This is a genomic window from Aquitalea magnusonii (assembly GCF_002217795.2).
Classification (GTDB): Bacteria; Pseudomonadota; Gammaproteobacteria; order Burkholderiales; family Chromobacteriaceae; genus Aquitalea; species Aquitalea magnusonii_B.
Window position 1 is genome coordinate 3,864,485 of sequence record NZ_AP018823.1, and the last position, 23,343, is coordinate 3,887,827.

The 23,343-nt window shown below is 59.3% G+C and carries 18 protein-coding genes; 7 read left to right on the top strand and 11 right to left on the bottom strand.

The genetic code is table 11. From position 1 onward, the window contains the following. Window positions 1-280: 280 nt before the first annotated feature. Window positions 281-1,189, top strand: a complete 909-nt coding sequence (gene hemF, locus DLM_RS18195; RefSeq protein ID WP_089083655.1) for an oxygen-dependent coproporphyrinogen oxidase — start codon at window positions 281-283, stop codon at window positions 1,187-1,189. A 9-nt stretch (window positions 1,190-1,198) separates the two neighbouring features. Here the strand turns inward: hemF and DLM_RS18200 are convergent, their stop codons facing one another. Continuing rightward, window positions 1,199-2,785 (bottom strand): sensor domain-containing diguanylate cyclase, encoded by a 1,587-nt coding sequence (locus tag DLM_RS18200; RefSeq protein ID WP_167467159.1) that lies wholly within the window; start codon window positions 2,783-2,785, stop codon window positions 1,199-1,201. Between the two features lie 169 nt (window positions 2,786-2,954). Further along, window positions 2,955-3,563, bottom strand: coding sequence for an FMN-dependent NADH-azoreductase (locus tag DLM_RS18205; protein WP_089083657.1), 609 nt, complete (start codon window positions 3,561-3,563; stop codon window positions 2,955-2,957). 109 nt (window positions 3,564-3,672) lie between these two features. On the opposite strand from DLM_RS18205, the gene DLM_RS18210 reads away from it, so the two are divergent. Beyond that, on the top strand, window positions 3,673-4,599 hold the full coding sequence (locus tag DLM_RS18210) for a LysR substrate-binding domain-containing protein (protein ID WP_089083658.1): 927 nt from the start codon (window positions 3,673-3,675) through the stop codon (window positions 4,597-4,599). Here DLM_RS18210 and DLM_RS18215 read toward each other — a convergent pair. Continuing rightward, window positions 4,581-7,262 carry an EAL domain-containing protein gene (locus DLM_RS18215; RefSeq protein ID WP_089083659.1) on the bottom strand — a complete coding sequence of 894 codons (2,682 nt, stop codon included), beginning with the start codon at window positions 7,260-7,262 and terminating at the stop codon, window positions 4,581-4,583. The genes DLM_RS18210 and DLM_RS18215 overlap by 19 nt on opposite strands. A gap of 235 nt (window positions 7,263-7,497) precedes the next feature. On the opposite strand from DLM_RS18215, the gene DLM_RS18220 reads away from it, so the two are divergent. Continuing rightward, window positions 7,498-8,196: a dienelactone hydrolase family protein gene (locus DLM_RS18220; RefSeq protein WP_089083660.1), complete on the top strand. Its 699-nt coding sequence runs from the start codon at window positions 7,498-7,500 to the stop codon at window positions 8,194-8,196. A 70-nt stretch (window positions 8,197-8,266) separates the two neighbouring features. Here DLM_RS18220 and DLM_RS18225 read toward each other — a convergent pair whose 3' ends face one another. The 5 genes from DLM_RS18225 to DLM_RS18245 form a co-directional block, all read right to left on the bottom strand. Further along, complete coding sequence (locus DLM_RS18225) at window positions 8,267-9,511, bottom strand: HD-GYP domain-containing protein (RefSeq protein ID WP_089083661.1); 1,245 nt, start codon at window positions 9,509-9,511, stop codon at window positions 8,267-8,269. Beyond that, window positions 9,504-11,009: a PAS domain-containing methyl-accepting chemotaxis protein gene (locus tag DLM_RS18230; protein ID WP_167467160.1), complete on the bottom strand. Its 1,506-nt coding sequence runs from the start codon at window positions 11,007-11,009 to the stop codon at window positions 9,504-9,506. Before DLM_RS18230 ends, DLM_RS18225 begins: the two co-directional genes overlap by 8 nt. Before the next feature lie 83 nt (window positions 11,010-11,092). Then, entirely contained in the window at window positions 11,093-12,256 is a 1,164-nt protein-coding gene (locus DLM_RS18235) for an HD-GYP domain-containing protein (protein ID WP_089083663.1), read from the bottom strand. A gap of 670 nt (window positions 12,257-12,926) precedes the next feature. Next, window positions 12,927-13,526, bottom strand: a complete 600-nt coding sequence (locus DLM_RS18240) for a response regulator transcription factor (protein WP_089083664.1) — start codon at window positions 13,524-13,526, stop codon at window positions 12,927-12,929. Then, window positions 13,523-15,649, bottom strand: coding sequence for an ATP-binding protein (locus DLM_RS18245; protein ID WP_089083665.1), 2,127 nt, complete (start codon window positions 15,647-15,649; stop codon window positions 13,523-13,525). Before DLM_RS18245 ends, DLM_RS18240 begins: the two co-directional genes overlap by 4 nt. A 192-nt stretch (window positions 15,650-15,841) precedes the next feature. Here DLM_RS18245 and DLM_RS18250 point away from each other — a divergent pair, with 192 nt between their 5' ends. After that, window positions 15,842-17,179, top strand: a complete 1,338-nt coding sequence (locus DLM_RS18250) for an MFS transporter (protein WP_089083684.1) — start codon at window positions 15,842-15,844, stop codon at window positions 17,177-17,179. 396 nt (window positions 17,180-17,575) lie between these two features. Beyond that, window positions 17,576-18,475, top strand: coding sequence for a LysR substrate-binding domain-containing protein (locus DLM_RS18255; protein ID WP_089083666.1), 900 nt, complete (start codon window positions 17,576-17,578; stop codon window positions 18,473-18,475). Here DLM_RS18255 and DLM_RS18260 read toward each other — a convergent pair. The 3 genes from DLM_RS18260 to fae form a co-directional block, all read right to left on the bottom strand. Beyond that, window positions 18,457-19,836 (bottom strand): MFS transporter, encoded by a 1,380-nt coding sequence (locus DLM_RS18260; protein ID WP_089083667.1) that lies wholly within the window; start codon window positions 19,834-19,836, stop codon window positions 18,457-18,459. The two genes, DLM_RS18255 and DLM_RS18260, sit on opposite strands and share 19 nt — an antisense overlap. A gap of 100 nt (window positions 19,837-19,936) precedes the next feature. After that, on the bottom strand, window positions 19,937-20,965 hold the full coding sequence (locus DLM_RS18265) for an aldo/keto reductase (protein WP_089083668.1): 1,029 nt from the start codon (window positions 20,963-20,965) through the stop codon (window positions 19,937-19,939). A gap of 11 nt (window positions 20,966-20,976) precedes the next feature. Next, on the bottom strand, window positions 20,977-21,489 hold the full coding sequence (gene fae / locus DLM_RS18270; RefSeq protein ID WP_089083669.1) for a formaldehyde-activating enzyme: 513 nt from the start codon (window positions 21,487-21,489) through the stop codon (window positions 20,977-20,979). A gap of 300 nt (window positions 21,490-21,789) precedes the next feature. On the opposite strand from fae, the gene DLM_RS18280 reads away from it, so the two are divergent. Further along, window positions 21,790-22,314, top strand: a complete 525-nt coding sequence (locus DLM_RS18280) for an isochorismatase family protein (RefSeq protein ID WP_089083671.1) — start codon at window positions 21,790-21,792, stop codon at window positions 22,312-22,314. 230 nt (window positions 22,315-22,544) lie between these two features. Then, window positions 22,545-23,291, top strand: coding sequence for a substrate-binding periplasmic protein (locus DLM_RS18285; RefSeq protein WP_167467161.1), 747 nt, complete (start codon window positions 22,545-22,547; stop codon window positions 23,289-23,291). The last annotated feature ends 52 nt before the right edge of the window (window positions 23,292-23,343 follow it).

Below are 23,343 nucleotides of genomic sequence, written 5' to 3' on the forward strand. Positions count from 1 at the left end.
GGCAGGACGCTAGCCGCACAGTGACGGGCCGGGCTTCTGGCACACTGTCTTCCATGCAAACAGCCTTGCCACAGACACCCCCGAGCCTGTGACAAGCCTCTTGCTGTGTATCTGTAAGGGTCTGGCAACAGACCTGTACTCCTCTGTCCTTTGTGTGACGATGTGCAACCCGCCTCCTCGGCGGGTTCTTTTTTTGTCGCGGCACCCGCGCCCATGCCGGTGCAGCAGCCGTAATACCCTCTGCTACAATGCCTGCCACACCACCACCCAGGATATTGCGATGAGTCATCCCCACGCCAACGAGGTGAAAGCCTTTTTGCTGCAGTTGCAAGACCAGATCTGTGCCGCACTGGAACAGGCCGATGGCCAGGGCCGTTTTGTGGAAGATGCCTGGCAACGCCCGGCTGGCGGTGGCGGGCGCAGCCGGGTGCTGGCCAAAGGCGCGGTGTTCGAGCAGGCCGGGGTGAATTTCTCGCATGTCAGCGGCGATGCGCTGCCGGCATCGGCAACGGCGCATCGTCCGGAACTGGCAGGCCGCCGCTTTGAAGCCATGGGTGTGTCGCTGGTGATTCACCCGGAAAACCCGCATGTGCCCACCAGTCATGCCAATGTGCGCTTTTTCATTGCCGAGAAAGACGGTGCCGAGCCAGTGTGGTGGTTTGGCGGCGGCTTTGATCTGACCCCCTTCTACCCGGTGGAAGAGGACGTGATCCACTGGCATACCGTGGCGCGCGATCTGTGCCAGCCCTTTGGCGCCAACGTGTATGCTGATTACAAAAAGTGGTGTGACGAATACTTCTTCCTCAAGCATCGCAACGAAGCGCGTGGCGTGGGCGGGCTGTTTTTTGACGATCTGAACGCCTGGGGCTTCGAGCGCAGCTTTGCCTTCCTGCAGGCGGTGGGTCAGGGTTTTGTCGAGGCTTATGTCCCCATCGTGGACAAGCGCAAGGCCACCCCATGGACCGATTCGCAGCGCCAGTTCCAGCTGTATCGCCGTGGCCGCTACGTGGAATTCAACCTGGTATGGGATCGCGGCACCCTGTTTGGCCTGCAAACCGGTGGCCGCACCGAATCCATCCTGATGTCCATGCCGCCGCTGGTGCGCTGGGAATACGGCTACCAGCCGCAACCCGGCAGTGCGGAAGCCCTGCTGTACGAACGCTTCCTGCCGGCGCGCGACTGGGTGTAAGCAGCGCGCTTACTGCACGCCGGGTGGCTGGCCATGGAAGTCCAGGCACACCCGGTTGCGTCCCTCTTGCTTGGCGCGGTACATGGCATCGTCCGCCCGCTTCAGTACCGCACCGGCATGACAGTCGCTGGCCAGCACCACGGCACAGCCCATGCTGGCAGTCACCTTGTCCGGCAAACCCAGCTTGTGCCAATGCAGCCGCTCCAGTTGCAGGCGCAGCCGTACCGCAGCTTTCATGGCATCGTGCAGATCGGTGCCAGGCAGCACCAGCACAAACTCCTCGCCCCCCAGCCGCGCCACCTTGTCCTCGCTACGCAGCAGACGGCGTGCCAGCCTCACCAGCACCTTCAACACCTCGTCACCCACGGCATGTCCAAAGGTATCGTTTACCTTCTTGAAGTGATCCAGATCCACCATCACCAGCGAAAACACCGTGCCGTGCGCCTGATAGTCCTGATACAGCCGGAGCAGCAGGGCCTGGAAAGCACGATGGTTGAGCGCCCCGGTGAGCGCATCATGTTCGGACAGGCGGCGTAGTTCGCGATTGAGCTTCCAGGTGCGCGACAACAGCAGCAAGGCCAGCCACAGCAGCAACGCCGCCACCAGTCCGGGCGCGCACCCCTTGGCAATTTCCAGCGCCAGCCAGTGGTTGGGCAGATAGTGCAGCACGCGCATGCCGGTGTTGCCTACGGCCAATACCCGTACATGTGCCTGCCCGCCTGCCGCATACCGTGCCATCACCGGCAATTGCTGCAGATTTTCCTGCGGCAGCGCTTGCTCCTGGCTGGCCGCCACCACCTGGTTCTGGGCATTGAGCAGATACAGGCTGCCCAAGGGCTCTGCAACACTGCCCAGCAAGCGCTTGAGCATGTTCACGCTGACATCGACGCACAATACACCGTGAAACTTGCCATGTACCCAGATCGGCTGGCTGATGGTCAGCAAGGGGCCCTTGCCTGCCTGATCGACATATACCGGGGTGATCACCCGCAGCCCGTCGGGATTGGCCGTCGGCTCCGCCATGCGCCAGAACTGGCCGCCAGGCGTAAACGGACTGTAGTGATAGCTGGACGAGGGAGTAAACGGGTACAGATAGATGAACTGCAGGCTGGAAACGTAGTACACCCAGGCCACGCCCTGTGCATCCAGATGGCGGTAAGCCGCAGCCAGCATGGGTGCCAGCCCCAGTGCCACGGCAATTTCGCGGCGGTGCGCCGCATCCAGCGCGGTCGCTTGTCCCAGGCCGGTAAGATTGCCAAGCTCGGCATGGCTGAACGGCGGCGGCGGGGTGTCTAGCGCATAGAAAGCCTGGCCGGGCGGATTGTGCAGGGCGGTGGACAGCCATTCCGCATCCTGGTGCGGCCTGCCCCATTGCAGCTCACTGACGGTTTCGGACTGGATGGTATCGATAACGCCGAAGATACGGGCGAAGTGCTGATTGATCCCCTCCACCGCATGATGGGCGTACTGGTCGGCCAGGTTGAGCGAGCGGGAATAGACATACCAGGCATTGGATGCCACCAACAGCATGATCAGCAGCGCCAGACCGCACCGAAAGGCAGGCTGATGATCCAGTACCATTTCCCCCAACCACATCCTGCGCATCTTGCCCACTCACCCGCATCATCCTAGTCAGCATAAAACCGTACTTTATATATGTTGACAAGCTAGCGCGGTCAAAATAATCGCAAAGCCGGGCATGCCGCAGCAGGGCCTGGAAATAAAAAACGGGCCCATCCGGGCCCGTGTTGGCAACTGCCAAATATCAGATAGCCAGCTTGGCAATGGCCTCTTTGGCGGCGTGAATCGCGGTGGCGCGCTTGTCTTCACCCATATTGACCGCTTCAGCACGGATGAAAGCGATGTCGGTAATGCCCAGGAAACCCAGCACGGTGCGCAGGTAGTCTTCCTGGAAGTCCATCAGCTGGCCTTGTTCGGTGGAATAAACACCACCACGGCTGGACACGATCACCACTTTTTTGCCACCGGCCAGACCTTGCGGGCCATTCTCGGTGTACTTGAAGGTGCGGCCGGCAGCGGCAACACGGTCAACCCAGCTCTTGAGCTGCGAAGGGATGGAGAAGTTGTACATCGGTGCGCCAATCACCAGCACGTCGCTGGCCAGGAATTCTTCAATCAGCGCATTGCTCAGCGCGCTTTCCTGGCGCTGGGTTTGCGTCCAGTCCGCCTCGGCGGTGAAATTGGCACCGATGATTTCGCCGGACAGATGGGCAATCGGCTGGCTAGCCAGGTCACGGTAGCTGACATGGACGGCGGCATGTTTCTGGCGGACTACATCCACCACGGCAGCAGTCAGCTGACGGGAAACGGAGTTCTGACCGAGGATGCTGGAATCAAGGTGCAACAGTTTCATGGTGGACTTCCTTTATGTGCAGTGGGTATGGCTGAATGGTAGTTTTTGTTGCCAATGATGACTAGACTGTCAAAAACGGAAACATTGTTCCACTGATAGGACAATTAAGATGCAAGATCTCAACGACCTGCTCTACTTTGCCAAGGTGGTGGAGTTTGGTGGCTTCATGGCGGCCAGCCGCATGCTGGGCATCCCCAAATCGCGGCTATCGCGACGGGTGGCCGAACTGGAAGAACGCTTGGGGGTGCGGCTGCTGCAACGCACCACCCGCCGGCTGGCGCTGACCGAGGTGGGCAGCAGCTATTACCAGCATTGCCAGGCCATGCTGGCGGAGGCGGAAGCCGCCGACGATGCCATTGCCCGCATCACGGCGGAGCCACGCGGCCTGGTACGGGTAAGCTGTCCGGAACTGCTGGCCAAGACCTTGCTGGCCCCGGTGCTGCCCCGCTTCATGCAGCGCTATCCGCAGGTGCGCGTGGCACTGGAAGCCTCCAACCGGCGGGTGGATCTGATCGAGGACAATATCGATGTGGCACTGCGGGTGCGCAACAGCATAGACAATAGTGCCAATCTGGTGGTGCGCCAGTTGGCGGTGAGCCAGGTGATTCTGGTGGCCAGCCCCGACTTCATGCGCCAGCACCCGATGCCGCAATCACCAGCCGAACTGGCCGGGCTGCCCGCGCTCACCATGAGCCGGCCGGATGGACGCGGCCAATGGCAGTTGCTGGATCAGGCCGGCCACACCTACAGCCTGCATATCGACAACCCGCGCCTGATGACCGACGACCTGCTGGTACTGCTGGAAGCGGCGATTGCCGGACTGGGAGTGGCCGCGCTCCCCCTCATGGTGTGCGACGAAGCCGTGCAGCAAGGCCGGCTGGTCAGACTGCTGCCGGCCTTCGACAGTCCCTGGGGCATTCTGCATGCCGCATTTACTTCGCGGCGCGGTCTGTCACCGGCCATCCGGGCTTTCATCGACTTTCTGGTCACCGACTTGATTCCGCCCGGACACCCGTCCTACCTGCCGCCCGGCTGAGTCCGCTCACCGGCTTGCTGGCGGCGCAGATAGGCATGCAACTGTGCAATCGGCAGTGGCCGCGAATAGTAATACCCCTGCGCCTGGTCACAGCCCATCTGACGCAGCAGGTCGGCAATCTGCGCGCTTTCCACCCCCTCGGCCAGGGTCTGCAACTGCAGCTTGTGGGCCATTTCGATGATGGCACAGACGATGTTGGCATCATCCGGATCGCCACTGAGATTGCGGATGAAGGACTGGTCGATCTTCAGGGTGTTGACTGCCAGCCGCTTCAGATAGGCCAGGCTGGAATAGCCGGTACCGAAGTCATCGATTGCCAGCCGCACACCCAGTTGGCTGAGCCGACGCAGGGTGGACAGCACCGCCTCGGTCTGGTGCAGCAAGGTGGTTTCGGTCAGTTCCAGTTCCAAGAGCTGCGGTGCCAGCCCGCTGCCGGCCAGTGCCGAGGCCACCGCCTGTTCCAGATTGCCACGCTTGAACTGCACTGCCGACAGATTGACTGCCACCACCACCGGGCTGTCGTAACAGGATTGCCAGGACATTGCCTGCCGACAGGCTTCATGCAACACCCATTCGCCCAGCGGCACGATCAGCCCGCTGCTCTCCGCCATGGGAATGAACTGGGCCGGCGGAATCAGGCTGTCGCCATCCTGCCAGCGCACCAGCGCTTCCACGCCCAACACCCGCCCATCCCCCAGGCGCAGCTGCGGCTGGAAGTGCAGCACAAACCGGCCCTGTTCCAGGGCAGTCAGGAACTGGCTGCGCAAGCGCAGCATTTCCTGTGCCTCCACATGCATCGCCTCATCAAACAGGCGGCAGGTATTCCGCCCGGCATCCTTGGCGTGATACATGGCGGTATCCGCCTTTTTCATCAGGGTGGTGAAATCCATGCCATCGGACGGATACAGCGCCGCGCCAATGGAGGCCGAGGTGGACAACTGGTGATTGCGCAGCGTGAACGGGGCTTCCAGCCCGTGCAGGATGCGTCCGATCACCGGCAACAACGCCTCGGCACTGGCAATGCCCGGCAACAGCAACAGAAACTCGTCGCCCCCCAGGCGGCAGGCCGTATCGTGCTCGCGCAGCAGGCTGCTCAGACGCCGGGCCACCGCCTGCAGCATTTCATCGCCCACATCGTGGCCCAGTGAATCATTGATGGTCTTGAAGCCATCCAGGTCCAGAAACAACATGGCCAGCATGCTGCCTTGCCGCTGGGCCAGGCCGGCCAACTGACGGAAGTGATCTTCGGCCAGCATGCGGTTGGGCAGGCCGGTAAGGGCATCATGGTGCGCCAGAAAAGCAATCTGCTGCTGCTGGCGCTTGCCCTCGCCAATATCCTGGAATAACAGCACGGCACCGATGTCGCGCCCGTCCTTGACCAGCGGATAGGCATCGTAACGTACCGTCAGCAACCCGCCGTCCGCGCAGGTGAAGACATCGTCGTCGGCATGGCAGCTACGCCCATGGCGCAATGCCTGGCGAATGGGGCAGTGTGCCGCCGGCAAAGGCTGACCGTCCGGCGCATGACGGTGGATCAGCGACAGCAGATCCTGCCCCAGCAAGGCGCGCTCTGCCGGATAGCCCAGCAGGCGGCGGGCGGCCGGGTTGGAAAAGATGCAGCGGCCATCGCGATCCATGCCGCAAATGCCCTCTCCTACCGAGTTGATCAGCAACTGGAACCGGTCTTCGCTGGCCTGCAAATCCGCCGTGGCATCCTGCTGACGTACTTCGGAGCGCTGCAGGCGGTACAGCAGCCACCCCAGTGCCAGCAAGACCATCACGCTGGCCATTACCGTCCCCAGCAAGGTGGCATGCCAGGAGGCCAGGAAATCGCGACTGGCAATCCCGGCCCCCACATAGAAGGGATAATCGCCAATCCGGCGGAAGGCATAGATGCGCTCGACATGATCGACATCGGAGTAATAGCGCAACGTACCCTGCGTAGCGCCGGAGGCAATGCGCTCTTGCATCGGGTTGTAATGCAAACTGCGGTTGACGGTATCGGCCAGCTCCGGCAGACGCAACACCAGCCGGCCATCATCGCTGCGCCGCAGGGTGATCACCCCATGCGGCCCAAGGTCCACTGCGGCAAACAGTTTCTGGAAGTAGGCAATGTCCAGCGGGGCCATGGCCACGCCGGCAAAGCTGCCACGGCTGTCGCGGATGGGCACGGCGATAAAAAGCTGCCGGGTATGGCTGAGCCGGCCGGTGGCCACCTCGGAAAAAAACAGCGTCTGTTGCGGATGCTGCTGCAACACCTTGAAATAGCTGCGGTCATGCACGGAGGACTGCGGCAGCAGAAAATCCGAGGCATACAAGACATTGCCATGGGCATCAATCAGCCGCAGGCCGACAATCTCGGGGAAATGGCTGGCGCGCAAGGCCAGTTCGCGCTGTATGGCAGGCGCATGCTGCGCACGCACCGCCAGCGACATCAGCGCAGGAGAGGTGGTGCGGGCCAGCTCCTCAAGGGTGGCCTGGCTGCGGCGTAAAGTGGCTTCCAGCCGGGTCTCCAGCACACTCACCACATTGCTGACATTCACTTCGGCCTGATGCTGTTTTTCCACATAGGCCGTTCCCAGCAGGAAAGCGATCAGTGCTGCCGTCGCCATGACCAACAGCAGGAAGAACACAATGGAAATGCGTTGCGCGCGCTGCATCATGGGATGAAAAATAATGAAAAAGTGTGAATGCCGTGTTTCATGTTAGCACTCTGCTCCTGCCTTATCCCGGTTTACTGCCAGCCCGCCTGGAAACACCGCACCGGCGGGCGGTGCTAAAGACCGGTGGCGGTGCTGAAAATTGCTGCGCCCAAGCCGGTTTTTTGACTATGCTAAGGCACCCTGCGGCAGGCCCCTGCCTGCCATCCGATGCAATCCCGTACCCGAGGAGTTTCCCGTGAACGCAAGCTGGATCGACATTCCCACCCCTGACGGTCAGCACTTTGGCGGCTATCTGTCGCTGCCACCCACCGGCCATGGTCCCGGCATCGTGCTGGTGCAGGAAATCTGGGGGGTAAACGAACATATCCGCGCCGTGGCAGACCTGTACGCGCTGGCTGGCTATGTGGTGCTGGCACCGGACGTATTCTGGCGTCTGAGTCCCCGCGTGGATCTGGATTACGATGCAGCCGGCACCCAGCAGGCTTTTGGCTACTACCAAACCGTGGATACCGCCCAGGCGGCAGCCGACGTTGCCGCTGCCGTGGCCCTGCTGCGTCAGCGCCCGGAAGTAAGCGGCAAAGTGGCTACGCTGGGCTTCTGCCTGGGTGGCCAACTGGCCTTCCGCGCGGCTGCGCTCAGCCAGGCGGATGCCGCGGTCTGCTTCTATGGTGGCGGCATCGACCAGCACCTGGCGCTGGCCGGGCAAATCACCCAGCCCATCCTGTTCCATTACGCCGGCAATGACCAGCATATCCCGCAAACTGCCGTCGCCGCGGTGAAAGCCGCCTTTGCCGGGCAGGACAATGCCGTGTTCTTTGACTACCCCGCGGCGGGCCACGGCTTCAATTGCTGGGGCCGCCGTGCGGTATACAACCAGACTGCCGCGGCGCTGGCCACTGGCCGCAGCCTGCAGTTCCTGGCAGAACACCTGTAAGCCAGGCTCCACAACACAGGGCCAATCCAGACGGATTGGCCCTGTCAGCCCCCACGGCAGGCACGCCGCTTCAATTCCATGTCATCCACTGCTGCAGATAATGATAGGGGTCCAGCCCCCATTTACGCTCATCCTCGTAGCGCAACACCCGGTCTCCTCCGCCAAAACCGAAATGCCGGGCCAGATCAATCAGCTGCGGCTTGATATGCAGCTTGTTCTGCATATTGAAAAAAGCCAGCACCTTGGGACTGGTGAGATCGTCGTAATTATGTTCCACCACCACCGCCAGCTTGCCGCTTTCCAGTGACACCAGCGTACCCACCGGATAGATACCTATGCTTTTGACAAAGTCCTTCACCTGCTGCGGATTGAAATGGTGCTTGCTCCATTCGAAAATCTTGCGGATGGCCATGGGCGGCGTCATGCCGCGGTGGTAGCAGCGATCCGAAGTCAGCGCGTCATAGACATCGATGATGGCAGCCTTCTGCCCCAGGCTGCTGATCTGCTCACCCTTCTTGCCAAAGGGATAGCCCGTGCCGTCATAGCGTTCATGATGCTCCAGTGCCGGCAGGATCACATCGCTGGACAATTCGGGATATTGCTTGAGTACGGACACGCCATAACCCACATGCTTGCGCATTGCCTCGAATTCGATATGGCTCAGCTTGCCCGGCTTGTTGAGTATCTGTGAATCGACATAAATCTTGCCGATATCATGCAACATGCCGCCGATGCCGGCATCCATCACTTCTTCGCTACTCAGGCCGCTGTCATGCTGCAGAATCATCAGCAGCACCCCCACGCTGATGGAATGATGGAAGATGTAGCTGTCTTTTTCCTTGATCCGCGCCAGGATATTCAGCGCATCCGCATTTCTGCGCACCGAATCGGCCAGTTCCTGTGCCACATCACGTACCGGTCCCAGATTGAGCTTTTTGCCCAGCTTGGCATCCAGCAGGATGTGGTGAATGGTTTCATGGGCGCGATCCAGAATGGCCTTGGCCCGCGGCAACTCCGTGCCCAGCTCGGCCGTCACCACCTGGCCCGGCTTTTCCACCAGGAGGTCGAGCAAGGCATTGTCGATGGACTGGTCCACTTCCGACTTCAGTTGCGCATCACTCACATCAATGCCCTTGCGGGTGTCGATGTAGAACGCCATGATGCCGGCGTCCCGCAACTGGCTGATCTGCTCCTCCCGCTCCACCCGGAAGCGCGTCAGCCAGAAAGGATGGGACATCCAGCCACAATCAAGATCAGCGATATACATCCCCAGACGCAGCTGGTCGATATTTATCTTCTTGATGTATTCAGCCATTGCGTGTACCGGGTACCACTTCGAAATAGCTCACCATCTGTTTAAGCTGGGTGGAAATGGTGTGTAGCTGGGCTGACATGGAATACGCCTCATGCGTTTCCATGCGGTTATCCACCACCAGATCGCTCAGTTGCTGGATTTTCTCCAGGAAGTCATTGAAGGTGTGGCTGCGTAGCTGTTCCAGGCACAGGATTTCATCCATATCGTTGCGGATTTCATCTTGCATCGCCATATCCCCACCGGAAACCTGCAGCAAAGCCTGAATGGCGGCGCGGACATGGTCCAGCTTGTCCTTGATTTCCACCGTGGTATTCATTTCAAACAGCGATTTCGCTTCGATCAGCTTGTCATGCTGGCAGTCCAGATGGTCACTGATCTCGAACAGCGCGGTATTCAGTGCCAGGCAATGCTGATCGATATGTTCCGCCATCAGCAGCAACTCATCCATCACCACCTTCAGATGCATCTGCATGGTGGCACTGGAGCGGATCAGATGCCCGGTTTCCCCGGCACCGGTCAGTTGGACTTCCCCGGTCAGGTCGCCCTCGGCCATCTTGTCGAAATTATCGATGGCCATTTCCAGCGGCCGCACAATGCTGCGCATGAAATACCAGCCAAACAGCAATACCAGCGAAATGCCCAGGAAAATGCCGGTAAGGGAAATGTTTTCGATCAGTTCGTTCCGTTGCAGATGCTGACTGACCTGGCGCGAGGCGGATGCCACTATCGTGCGGCGCAAAGCGGAAATCTCCGACTGCAGCTTTCCGGCCACGGCACTGGCATGTGCCATGGCCGTGGCATCACCGGCATGCGAGAGGCCCTGCAGGGTGCTCAACTTGACCAGGTCTTTCTTGATCTCTTCCACACTGGCGCGGTAATTCTCATCCGCAGCCAGGCCGTTCAGCCGGGCCATGTTTTCATCCACGCTCTTGAGTACCGGAGCCACAGTGCCGGTGTTTCTCTTCAGGTTTTCCACCTCACTGTTCAGATCACCCAGCACCACAACGTTGTGCAGCACCTGCTGGTTCTGATACACCAGTTGTGCGCCGCCCTGGCGAATGCCGCCAATGCCCAGATAGCCACCGACCACCAGCAGCAGCATGACAAACAGCGAACCGAGCAGATAACCGGAATGAATCGACAGCATGCGGTTGAGCTTCAGGCCCGTTTTCTGCTTGGGCAGCGCGCCCCGGTACAGCTTTTCAGCGGCCTGGATCTGCTGCTCGGTCGCCATGGTGCGCACCGACATATAACCGATGGTCTTGCCGGCCTTGCGAATCGGCACCACGGTGGCTTCCACCCAGTAGCTGCCGCCATCTTTGGCCAGGTTTTTCACAATGCCGCGCCACAAATCACCGGCTTCCAGCCTGCCCCACAAATCAGCAAATGCCCACGCCGGCATATCCGGATGGCGCACGATATTATGTGGCTGGCCAATCAGTTCTTCCCGCGTATAGCCGCTGATACGCACAAAAGCATCATTGGCATACGTAATCATGCCGCACAAATCTGTTTTGGAAACAATGGCCGAAGTTTCTCTGACTGCATCCACAACAATCAAATCGTCTTTTGAATTTATCATTACAGATCCTGCCAAATCTTTTTGATTGAGAACATGGCCACTTTGCACTTGCCCAGGGAAATACTGCTCTGGATGGCAAATTCTGGCTGTTTGATATCCCGCAATACCGGCTCGGCCTTGGGAAAACCCTTGATATCCGACACCACGTACACCTCCGGATTTTTCTTGTTCTGGCAATAGCTTTTCACCACGCCCACTTCGCCATTATTCAGCTGCACCAGCGAGCCAGGCGGGAAAATGCCGATTTTCTTGATTAATACCGCAATATGTTTTTCCAGGCACAGGCTACCCTTGCTGACAAAAATTTCCTTGAGGGAATTACCGGGCAGGATGCCACTGCGCCGCTGATTGGCCACCACCATGCCGGCATAGGTATCCGCCAGGCTCAGAATCATGGAAAACTCATGCAGCTCATGGTTTTTCTTGCCATGCGGATAACCGCTGCCATCGGGTTTTTCGTGGTGCTCGTAAACATAGCGCAGCCATGCCTCGTCCTGGATGCCGTGCTTGCGCAGCATGCGCACCGCCGTCACCGTATGCTCCTTGATACGGCTGTATTCATGGTCCGAAATGATGTCGATATGACTGGACGTATGATCAAAATGGTAAAGGCTGATATCACGAGTCAGCGCCGCGCAAATCAATGGCAATAACTGCGCTTCGTCATCGCAAGACTGCATGGCAATCAGGTAGGCAATGGCCGCACCCAGCACATGCTTTACCGGCCTGGTTTCGCGGTTGCTCTGATTCAGATAGAGCGCGGCCAGCACCGCATCGCTGTTGCGCTTGAGCAGTTGAATCAGTTGCCGCGCCCGCTGCAATACCAGGTCCTCGATACGGGACAGCGTACTGGGCGGACTGAGCACAATCTTGTGAATACGGGAGATCGAGGTGATCAGTTCGGTAGCCAACACAAAGACTGGCTCGCGCAAGGCAATATCGTCACGCTCGTCTTCATTTGGCTGCTCATTATTCTTGGTGTCTGCCGGGTTGGGTTCACCGAGAAAATAACCACGATTGACGATTTTCTCGGCCACCCCCGGCATGGAAATGACGATGCCCTTGCGCAGGATGAGATTGTTATTGGCATCGTAAATGGACCACTCGAGTGGTTTATTGACCGGCAGGTCGGATAAGCTGGCTCTTCGCAATAGTTTAACCATCGAATTTCCGCCTTTTGCAGGACACAAGACAGGCAAAAATCTCGCCGTGATTGACAACTACTTGCTTTTTATTGAGTAAATTCATGATTTCAGTTTCAAAAAACTACACTTTTTAAAAGTGGTTAAATTTTTGTTTAAAATTGGCTAATTTTGGATGTGCGAGTATTTCAAATCTGATTGTCATCAAATTTGACAATCATCAAAATTTGGAAAAATCACGGACAAAACTGTTGTTTGCTGTCGCGGGAAACGCATTTCTGCAACATGGGCATGCCGTGCTACAGCCAGAAACAGGCCTGGACGCTGCGGCGCAATGACAAGCAGCAGCCGTTGGCCCAACAGTTAAGATATTGATATTAAATAGAATGCTAATATTTAAAGGCAGGTCGTGCCGCGGCGCGCATGCCAGGCGTAACACGCCAGACTGGCCGCGTGCTGGCTGCCTGTGGCAGGCAAGGACGGGTCATGCTGCCGGTGGCAGCAGCAACCGGATGCGATGCAAGAAAATTAAATGCATATGGCATTATAAAGCCGGCCAATGCAGTCCATATGACTGGCCGGCACGGACGGAAAAGCAGCGGGAGCAGGTGCGCCATCAGGCAAGCGCCAGGCCAGGCGGGCTGAACACCAGGCGTTCTAAGGGCCACCACCTGGGGTGGCGGCCGGCTGCTCAATCCAGCCAGGGATGCGCCGCCAACCAGCGGCCCAGCTCGTTATCGTTGGCGCACTGCAGTTTGCTGAAGATATTGGCACGGTGGGTTTCCACCGAGCGGTGTCCGCAGGGCGGTACCAGCATACGGGCAATCTCCTTGTTGGCCTGTCCCAAGCCAACCAGCCGCGCCACTTCGCGTTCACGCGGGGTAAGCTCTGCCCACTGCCGTAGCGCCTGCGCCCGCGCGCGCGCCAGGGCGATGGCAGCGGGCAGCTTGTCCAGCAGTTGATGGGTGTCTGGTTTTTCCACCCAGTCAAACGCACCGCGCCGTACCGCTTCCAGCGCAGTGGGAATATCGCCATGCGCCGATAAAAACAGCGTCACCAGCGGGCTGTGTGCCGTCAGCAACTGTTCAAACACCGACAGACCGCTGATGCCACCTAGCCGCAGGTCCAGAATCAGGCAGCCAGGCTGGCGCAGGTCAATGGCGCTGAGAAAGGCTTCGCCGGAATCAAACGCCTGCACTGCCAGCCCTTGTGACAGCAGTAGCAGCAGCAGGGAACGGCGCAGGGCCTCGTCGTCGTCGACGACAAACAGGGTGAGCGGCATTTCTTTCATGGGGCGATCGGTAGTGTAAAGGTAAAGGCGGCACCGCCAGCAGCGCGGTTCTGCACGCTCAGGTGGCCGCCGTGGGCTTCGATGATGGTGCGGCAGATATTCAGGCCCAGGCCGAGTCCATCGGGCTTGGAAGTAAAAAAGGGCGCAAACACCTGCTCCAGTTGGGCGGGGGGAATGCCCGGCCCGGTGTCGGCCACGGTCACGCACACGCCCTGCTCCTGCCGCAGGCTAGACAGCATGATGCTGCGCTGCCCTTCCGGCTGGGACTGCATGGCATGCAAGGCGTTGTGAATCAGGTTCATCAGCACTTGCTCCAGCAATACCCGGTCGCCGCGCACTGGCGGGCTGCTTTCCTCCAACTGCAGTTGCAGGCGGGCATGGTGGCGCTGTAGCTCTGGCTGCAGCAGGCTGACGGCATGGGTGATGACTTCTGCCAGCATCAGGTTCTCATACTGGGCGCGCTGCGGATTGATAAACACCCGCACCCGCTTGACGATTTCGCTGGCCCGGCGCGACTGGGCGATGATGTCATTCAGGGTATCGGTCAACAGGCTGCCTGCCCCCTGCTCTGCCAGCGCCCGTGCGGCCAGGGCAAAATTGGACAGGGCCATCAGCGGCTGATTCAGTTCATGTGCCAGGGTGGAGGCCATTTCCCCCACGCTGGCCAGCCGTGCGCTACGCTCCAGTCGCAGTTCCTGATCGCGCTGGCGGGCTTCGGCCTGTTTCTGGGCGGTGATGTCCACCACCGAACTCATCCAGCCGCGATGCACGCCGCGCGCATCCACCAGGGCGGCGGTGTAAATCATGGTGATCACGTCATGTCCGTCCTTGTGACGGATGCGCGACTCATAGCCATGCGGCACCACCCGGCCTTGCAACACGTCGTCGCTTACCTTGGCCTGTTTTTCCAGTTCGTCCGGATGCCAATAGGGATAGGGCGGCAGGCAGCCAAGCAACTCATCGGCACTGTAGCCCACCATGCGGCAAAACGCCGGATTGACGTAGATGATGCGCCCGGCGGGATCGCGCGCGCGCATGCCCACCAGCAGCGAGTCCTCCATCGCCTTGCGGAAGGCGTGCGCCTCTTCCAGGTCGCGGGTGCGGGCTTCCACCCGGCGCTCCAGCTCCAGCCTGGCAGTGCGTTGCTCGACAAAACGTTTTTCACGCAAGCGCCAGTACAGAATGGCCAGCAGCAGCAGCGCCAGCAGCGTGGAACTGAGAATCAGCGCCAGTTGGCGCGCCTGGGCCACTTCTTTCATATCGGTGGTCACGGTCAGGGTCCAGCCCAGTTCCGGCAGCGCGGTATCCAGTGCATACAGGGTTCTGGGCCGGCCTTGCAGCAGCGTGTGTACGATATGCCCGTCCGCAGCCGGGGACTGGACGCGCCAGGGCAGCAGGGGGAAATTGTTGCGCGCCCCATATTGCCGGTGCGCGCTGATCCAGTGCAGATCCGCCGCCGACACCGGACTGGCGGCATGAAACAGCCAGTCGGGCACCGCGCTGAGAAACACCACGCCGCGGCTGTCACGCAGCAGCACCGGGTCGGTGCCGCGCATCCACGCATTCTGTAAAGGCTCCAGGCTCACCTTGACCACGGCCACCCCCAGGATGCCGTCCGCCCCGCGCACCGGTTCGGCGATGAACATGCCGGACTGGCCGGTGGTCAGCCCCAGGCCGTAAAAGAAGCCGCGCCGCCCCTGGATGGCATCTTCAAAATAAGGGCGCTGGCGATAGGATTCGCCGACAAAGCTGGCCGGCAACTGCCAGTTGCTGGCCGACAAGGTCAGGCCATTGCGGTCTACCAAGAACAGCGCCGCCGCACCGGTGGTGGCTTGCAGGTCGGCAAAGTAGCGGTTTACCCGTGCGCGCAGCGCGGCATCCTGCGGCGACTGCAGCAAGGCCAGCACATCCGGGTGACGGGCTGCGGCATAAGGCAGGAAGTCATGTCTCTCCACCAGCCCGCGCAAACCCAGCACATGCGCCGCCGCCGCTTGGCGCAGCGCGGCGGTGCGCGCTTCCATTTCGTGTCGCTCCGCCCAGTTTCCGGATTGCACAATCAGCCAGAGCGCAGTCACGGCCAGCAGCAACCAGCGCCCGTGGCGTGCAGTGAACCTGCCTTGCATGACCTCTCTCCGCCCATTGCCAAGCGCAGACCTTAGCAGCAGTCCGGCCGGCATGGAACGCTTCTCCGTAGTTTTACGGAGAGCATAGCGGCAAAGTTGCGGATGTATTTCGCGCGCCAAAACCGGATAGTGGATGATCGCAGCGGGATGACCAACAAACATAGCTATAGCCCGCATGACAAAGGAGAGCATATGCGTAGCGCCACTACCCCGCCGGTTGGCACCGCCGGCAGCAGCCAGCAGGAACGGATTTCCACCAAGCGTCTGCACGCCATCATTGTCGGCTCCGCCGGCAATCTGGTGGAATGGTTCGACTTCTACTGTTACTCGGCATTTGCCCTGTATTTTGCCAATGCCTTCTTCCCGGCACAGGATGCCACCGCACAGCTGATGTCCACCGCCGGCATTTTTGCGCTGGGCTTTTTCATCCGTCCCATTGGCGGCATCCTGTTTGGCCATATCGGCGACCGCATGGGCCGCAAGACCGCGCTGATGGCTTCGGTGCTGCTGATGTGCTTTGGCTCGCTGCTGATTGCCTGCGCGCCCACCTATGCCACCGCCGGCATCCTGTCGCCCTGCATCCTGCTGCTGGCCCGCCTGCTGCAAGGCCTGAGCCTGGGTGGTGAATACGGTGCCAGCGCTACTTATCTGTCAGAAATGGCCGATTCCAAACATCGTGGTTTCTACAGCAGCTTTCAGTACGTCACCCTGATTGGCGGACAACTGCTGGCCCTGATCCTGCTGCTGGTGTTGCAGAAATTCCTGCTCAGTGCGGAAGAGCTGCGCGCCTGGGGCTGGCGCATTCCGTTTTTTGTAGGTGCGGCGCTGGCGGTACTGGCCTTGCGCATGCGCCACAACCTGCCGGAAACCCAGTCGTTTGAAGCCGCACGCAAGAAAGCCAAGACCATGGGCGGCCTCAGGCAATTGGCCCAGCATCCCAGAGAAGTGCTGCTGGTGGTGGGCCTCACCATGGGCGGCACACTGGCCTTCTATGTGTACACCACCTATATGCAGAAATTCCTGCGCTTGTCGGTGGGCCTGACCGACATGCAAACCACCGCGGTATCGGCCGCCTCGCTGCTGTTTGCCATGTGTTTGCAACCGCTGTATGGCGCGCTGTCCGACCGCATTGGCCGCAAACCGCTGCTGATCGGCTTTGCCCTGCTGGGCACCCTGTTCACCGTGCCCCTGCTCACCGCCATCCGCCACGCCAGCGGGCCGTGGGAAGCCTTTGGCCTGATCGCCTGCGCCTGGATGATTGTGTCCGGCTATACCTCCATCAACGCACTGGTAAAGGCCGAGCTGTTCCCGGCCAGCATCCGCGCCACCGGGGTGGGCGTACCTTACGCCTTTGCCGTCTCGGTCTTCGGTGGCACGGCGGAATACCTGGCCTTGTGGTTTAAGTCCATCCAGCTGGAAAGCGGCTTTTACTGGTATGCCACCGCCGTGATTTCCTGCACCTTGCTGGTGTGCTGGTTCATGCGAGACACCGGCAAGGGCTCGCTGATTGATGCCGAGGCCAAACAATGAGGCAGGAAATCCGGAACGGCTTTCAGTTTACTGTGACATGCCATCTGGCTTGCTGAAATGAAAGCGCGGCTTCCTTCTGCCATTGGCAAGGCAAGGGCGGGAGATGGGAAGTAGATGGAAAGGCTGCGGAATCAATAGCTAAATCGCCAGGCCCGGTTTTGCCCGGTGCAACACAAACGCAGCACATGACTTTGTCAGCCGCCTGCAAGCCGTACTGCCTGAATACAGTACGGCTTTTTCATTGCCTTTAGCAGCCAGCCGATACTTAGTCGGTGGTACGGTGCGGCCATTCATGCCAATCTGCAGCCTGTTAAATGAACAAGCCAGCGTATTTTCCAGCCTCCACACCCACCGGGCTGCAATACCAGACGCTTGATCCGGCATAAGGAGACAAGCATGCGCCGCCTGCCATCCTTGACGGCTTTACGCTTTTTTGAAGAGAGCGCAAGGCATATGAGTTTCAACAAGTCTGCATTGGCCTTGTGTGTGACACCTGGTGCAGTCAGCCGCCAGATCCGTTTGCTGGAGGATGCGCTTGGCACAGCGCTTTTCTACCGTGATCACACCGGCATTCGTCTCACCCGGCAGGGACAGGCATTACATGCCAGCCTGGCCGAAGCATTCGATGTGATCGAGCAGGCCACCCGTATAGTTATCCAGCGCCAAACCCCTCGCCGCAAACGGCTGACAGTCATTACACCACCCACCTTTGCCACGCGCTGGCTGTCCCCGCGCTTGGGTTCGCTGCTGCAAGCGCTACCAGGCATCGACTTCTCCATCCTGACCGATAACACGGAACCGCAACCGTGCAGCATCCGCTTCGGTCATCAGCCCCAGCACCATTGCCGCTCCGAACTATTGTTCATCGAGCAGCACGTACTGGTAGGTGGAATGAAGTTGCGCGGGCAGCAGGTGGAGACGCTGCTACAGCAACTACCTACGCTGCATGTGTTACATGGCAAAAAAAGGCTTTCGCTGTGGCCGGACTGGCTGGATGCCGCCGGTTTACCCCTTGCATACGCGGACAACGGCATCGAGTTTTCGACACTCGATCAGGCCATTCACGCAGCCTGTGCCGGCATGGGACTGGCGGTAGTGGATCGCAATATGATTTCCCATGAACTGCGGGCGGGAGCACTGTTGCAACTGGCGCCGACAGAATGCCATGGACCTTATGGATACTGGCTGGAAATCCAGGCTGCCCATGAGCACGAAGCGGAAATCTCTGCGCTGTCCGCCTGGCTGCGCAACGCCGCCGCCGCACAGCCAGGCGGATATCAGCTCGTACTGGCCTGATTCAAGGTCAGATACTTGGTTTCCGGAGCCCAAGCAATCGATACCACCATGCCGACCAGCAATACTGCGGCCAAAGCCAGCATCGTCAGCTGGATACCTGCCTTTTCAATGCCCAGCGGCAACAAGAAGGTGCCAATGGCCGACCCCAGGCGGCTACAGGCAATTGACAAACCCACGCCACAAGCCCGCACCTCGGTCGGAAAGCACTCCGGCGGATACACCCCCACCAGATTGGAAAAGGCCGACATGGTCAGCGTGAAAATACCGAACAGGACAATCATCACCACTTGGGCCGAAGGTGGCAGCATGCTCAGGCCAAGGAGCGACACACAGCACAGCGCAAATGCGCCAATCAGGAATGCGCGGCGTGGCAGCTTGATCGTCAGCCAGATACCGGTCAGCGCCCCCAGCACCAAAAATCCATTCAGCAGCAAATCCGCCCCGGATCCCGGAGCAATGCGGATGGCAGCAAGAATACCGGGCAGGAAGGTGTAGATGGCAAAGTAGGGAATCACCAGGCACATGAAGAAGATGCAGTTAAAGAGTGTGCGGCGGATCAAATCGGCCTGGAACAAGCGCGCAAAGCCAGCCGCCTGTCCCGTCTGCCCTCCTGCGGCGTTGCCATCCAGCGTGACATGCGCCCCAAAATGCTTGTGTACAATGCGCATCGCCTCTTCCTTGCGCCCTTTGCCCAGCAGCCAGCGCGGAGACTCCGGAGTACCAATACGCAAAACCAGCACCAGCAATGCAGGCACACCGGCCGACGCCAGCAACCAGCGCCAGGCATCCGGACTGGCATCGGCGTAAAACATGCCGAAAACATTGGCCAGCACATAGCCAATGGTCCAGATCACGCTGAATGATCCCAGCAGGGTGCCACGATGCTTGCGTGGTGAAAATTCGGCCAGAATCGCATGGCCGACGACAAAATCGCCGCCCATGCCAAAGCCGATCAGCACGCGCAGTGCAACCAGCATCCATGCCGCACTGACATAAAATTGCAGGAATGCAGCAACGGTAATGATAAGGAAGCTGCACAAGAAGATTTTCTGACGCCCAAGCCTGTCAGCCAGCCAGCCGAACACCAGACTGCCCAGGAAGATGCCCAATAGCGCGGAGGAAGCCAGCAGGCCCGTCCAGAAGGCATCCAGCGGAATCTGTCTGTTCAGAGAACCCAGCGCGTAGGCAATGGTGCCCAGCACATAGCCTTCGGTAAAATGCGCACCAAAGGTCAGCGCGGCAATCTTGATATGAAAACGGTTCAACGGCACGTCATCCAGCATAATGCCAGTGCCGCCAGCACAGACAGCAGGGCTGGCAGGAAAACCTGACGCTGACGTACCGGTAGTATGTATATCCATGCCTGTCTCCTTCGCTTGCAGAGGGCAAGTACATGGCGCAAGGGCCTGCTATCTGCCACCCTCGCTGCCGATCGCGCGCATGATGTTTTTCAGCCTGCCATCACGTATCCGCCTGCCGAAACACCCCCTGTGCAGGCCGTGGTTCTCGTGCAATACGGTGTCCGACGCTGTAATCATTGATCAGGTCACAGGGCGTGTAATTGCGTTCCAATTCGTGCAATTCATCCTCATCAAGCCGGGTTTCCAATGCCGCCAGCGCACTATCAAACTGCGCCGCCGAATCCGCCCCCACCAGCATGCTGACCACACCCGGCCGGTTTAACACCCAGGCCTGGGCAATCTGCGCGGCACTCACCCCCCGACGTGCCGCCACCCGCGCAACCGAGGCGGCAATCCGTTGTGAGCAGGCATCGCCATACATCTGTGCGGTGAAGAAATCCGTCTGGTTGCGGGTGGACTGGACATCGCCGCTCAGCAGGCCACGGGCCAGCGGGCTGAATACCGATACCCCAACGCCTTGATCCTGGCAGTAAGGAATCATCTCGCGCTCTTCCTCACGGTAGGCCACATTAAGCTGCAGCTGCATATTGATCGGCTTGTGCCAGTGATGCTGCTCACACGCTTGCATGATCTTGGCAAACTGCCAGGTATACATGGTGGAAACCCCCAGATAGCGGGCCTTGCCTGCCTGCACAACGTCATTCAGCGCGCACATTGTCTCTTCAACCGGCGTATTCACATCGAAGAAATGCAGCATGTAGATATCGACATAATCCATGCCCAGACGCTGCAGCGAAGCATCTATCCCATCCATGATGTGCTTGCGCGAATGTCCACCGGCATTGGGGTGACTGGCCATGTCATAACCGACCTTGGTGGTGATGACCACCTCATCGCGCCGCACCAGCCGCTTGAGAATGCGACCCAGCACAGCTTCACCGGTACCGGCTGAGTAAAAATCAGCCAGATCGATAAAATTCACCCCGGCCTCCAAGGCATGACGAACGATGGGCTCACTTTGCCTTTCATCAAAAATCCAGGGTTTCCATGCCGGACTGCCCATATTCATGGTGCCAAGACACAAGCGCGACACTTTCAAACCGGATTGGCCAAGACGCAGGTATTCCATCGTCGCTCCCGTCAATTGGTTTTCGGTGTGTAAAACGGGTTGCACACCTGCCGTGCCGCCATGAATACCGTGTCCTTGTGCGGCAGGCCTTCCATGGCTGCGATCAGCGCCTGTTTGCAAGCACGATAGTTATTGTCAAACACGCTATCCAGATCATCCGCCTGTGCATTCACCCAGTTGGCCGTCACCACAACCCAATCGTTCTCTGCCGCTGCCGGCAAAATGCCACTCTCCAGCGATTCTGCAACTGCCTTGGCAATCCCGGCCTGCGATGCGCCCCAGGTTGCGTTGGCATGGGTAGTGCTCTCGATCTGGGCCTTGTTGACATAAAGCGTAAGGGGTTTGGCCGGGATACCCGGCTGCACAATCACCACAAACGGCGCATGGCCCAGTGATGGCGTGGCAAGTGCTGTCGCAAATGCCTGCCCTGCCGGGCCAGTGCGCGGCCCGGCCAGCACATTGATATGTGCCAGGTTGACCCCTGCGCCTTCAAAGCCCTCGCCAATAAACAGATTCCTTTCCATTTGCCCGCTCCTCCATCTTTTTGTATTGCCATCCACACCGTGGCGGCATGAATTGGCAAACATGGTGCGACAGATGCTTGAGCGCGAGGTAGCGATGATTATTCAACAGGTATTGATGGAATCTCTGGGGCAGCCAGCTTGCAGACAGGAGGTGAACGGCCGCGTGGCCACCAGACCTCTGCCGACCGACTGCAGGTACCGCGCAATCCGCCTGGGGAACATTAAGTACCAGCGCACGCCGACTGACATGGCCGCCGGATAAATTGCTATGCTTGCCGCTTCATCTCATGGGAGAACACCATGCCGGGTACCGCTTTACTGATTGTGGACATGCAGTGCGGCGTGGTGGCCGCACAGCCAGCCGCCGTCCGGCTGGAGCAGGTACTGGACAGTCTGCAACTGGCCATTGCCAAGGCCAGGCAGCGTGGTTTTCCGGTGATCTTTGTGCAGCATGAAGAAGCCGGGCTGGAACGCAGCAGCGCCGCCTGGCAACTGCACCCGGCCTTGCCCGCCACGGCGGCGGACCATTTCATTGGCAAACGCCATGGCGACAGCTTTTGTGACACCGAGCTGGCCGGTCTGCTGCAATCGCTGGAGGTCAGCCGGCTGTGGCTGGGTGGCTGCGCCACCGACTTCTGCGTGGACAGCACCTTGCGCAATGCGGTGTCACGCGGTTTTCAGGTCACGGTCATCCGTGATGGCCACACCACCCTGCCCGCCTTTGCCTTAAGCGGCGAACAGGTGATCGACCACTTCAATGCAGTCTGGCAGGCCACCAAGGCCACCCCGCAGCCACTACGGGTGCAGGCTGCCACCGCGCTGTAGGCGCAAAAGCAGGCGCAGACAACAGCCGGGCCAGCATGCTTGCACAGCGCCTCTTCCCCCGGCGGGCAAGCTGGCCTGGGTCCGCGGCCGGGCGCGGAGCAATAGCCAGCTTCTTTAAACACACAACTAAGAGAAATTCATAAAAAAAGCGTCTACTATAAACAAATCGTAAATTATGGCCATTAAATGCCCCGCCACCCCGACGCATGCGATTCCCATACTGGCTGCTGATGCTGCCGCTATTCTCCCAGGTCTGTCATGCCGCCCCGCTGCGGCTGGTGACATTCGACTATCCACCTTATGTCACGGAGGGCGATCAGGGCCCCCAAGGGCTAGCCACCAACATAGTGCGTGAAGTCTTTGCCCGCATCGGCAAACATGCACAGATCAAACTCTATCCGATGAACCGGGCGTTCAGCCTGGTCAACAACCGCCAGGTGGATGGTTTATTCCCGCTAAAAAAGACCCCGGAGCGGGAATTGACCATGGTTTATCCCAATCAACCATTGCTCATCCAGGACTATGTATTTTTCGTCCGCAAGGATTCGCCATGGCAGTTCAACGGTAAATTGGAATCCATTGCAGGCGCGCGCATTGGCATCACCCGCAATGTGTTCTACAGCCCCCGTCTGGACCAGGCATTAAAAGCAGGACTATTTGCAGCCGTGGATAGCACGGATAGCCATGAATTGAATTTGCGTAAATTGCTGGCCGGCCGGGTGGACATCGTGCCTTGCAGCCGTGCGGTAGGGCTGCAATTGCTGCAAACAATGCCTGGTGGAAATAAAGCCGTACAAACCGGACCCAGCATAGAAAAGGTGGCCAGCTATCTGGTGTTCGCACCCGGCCCGGAGGCGGCCAAGCTTGCCGCCCTCTTCGACCAGGCCATGACCCGCATGAGCAAGGATGGAAGCCTGAACCGACTGATTGCGAATGATCTGCGCAGACAGCAGCAAGCCCCCATATCCATTCACTAGTACGACATTCTGGGCTGTCCCGGACAACGTGGGCAGCGCAGATTCCCGGTGG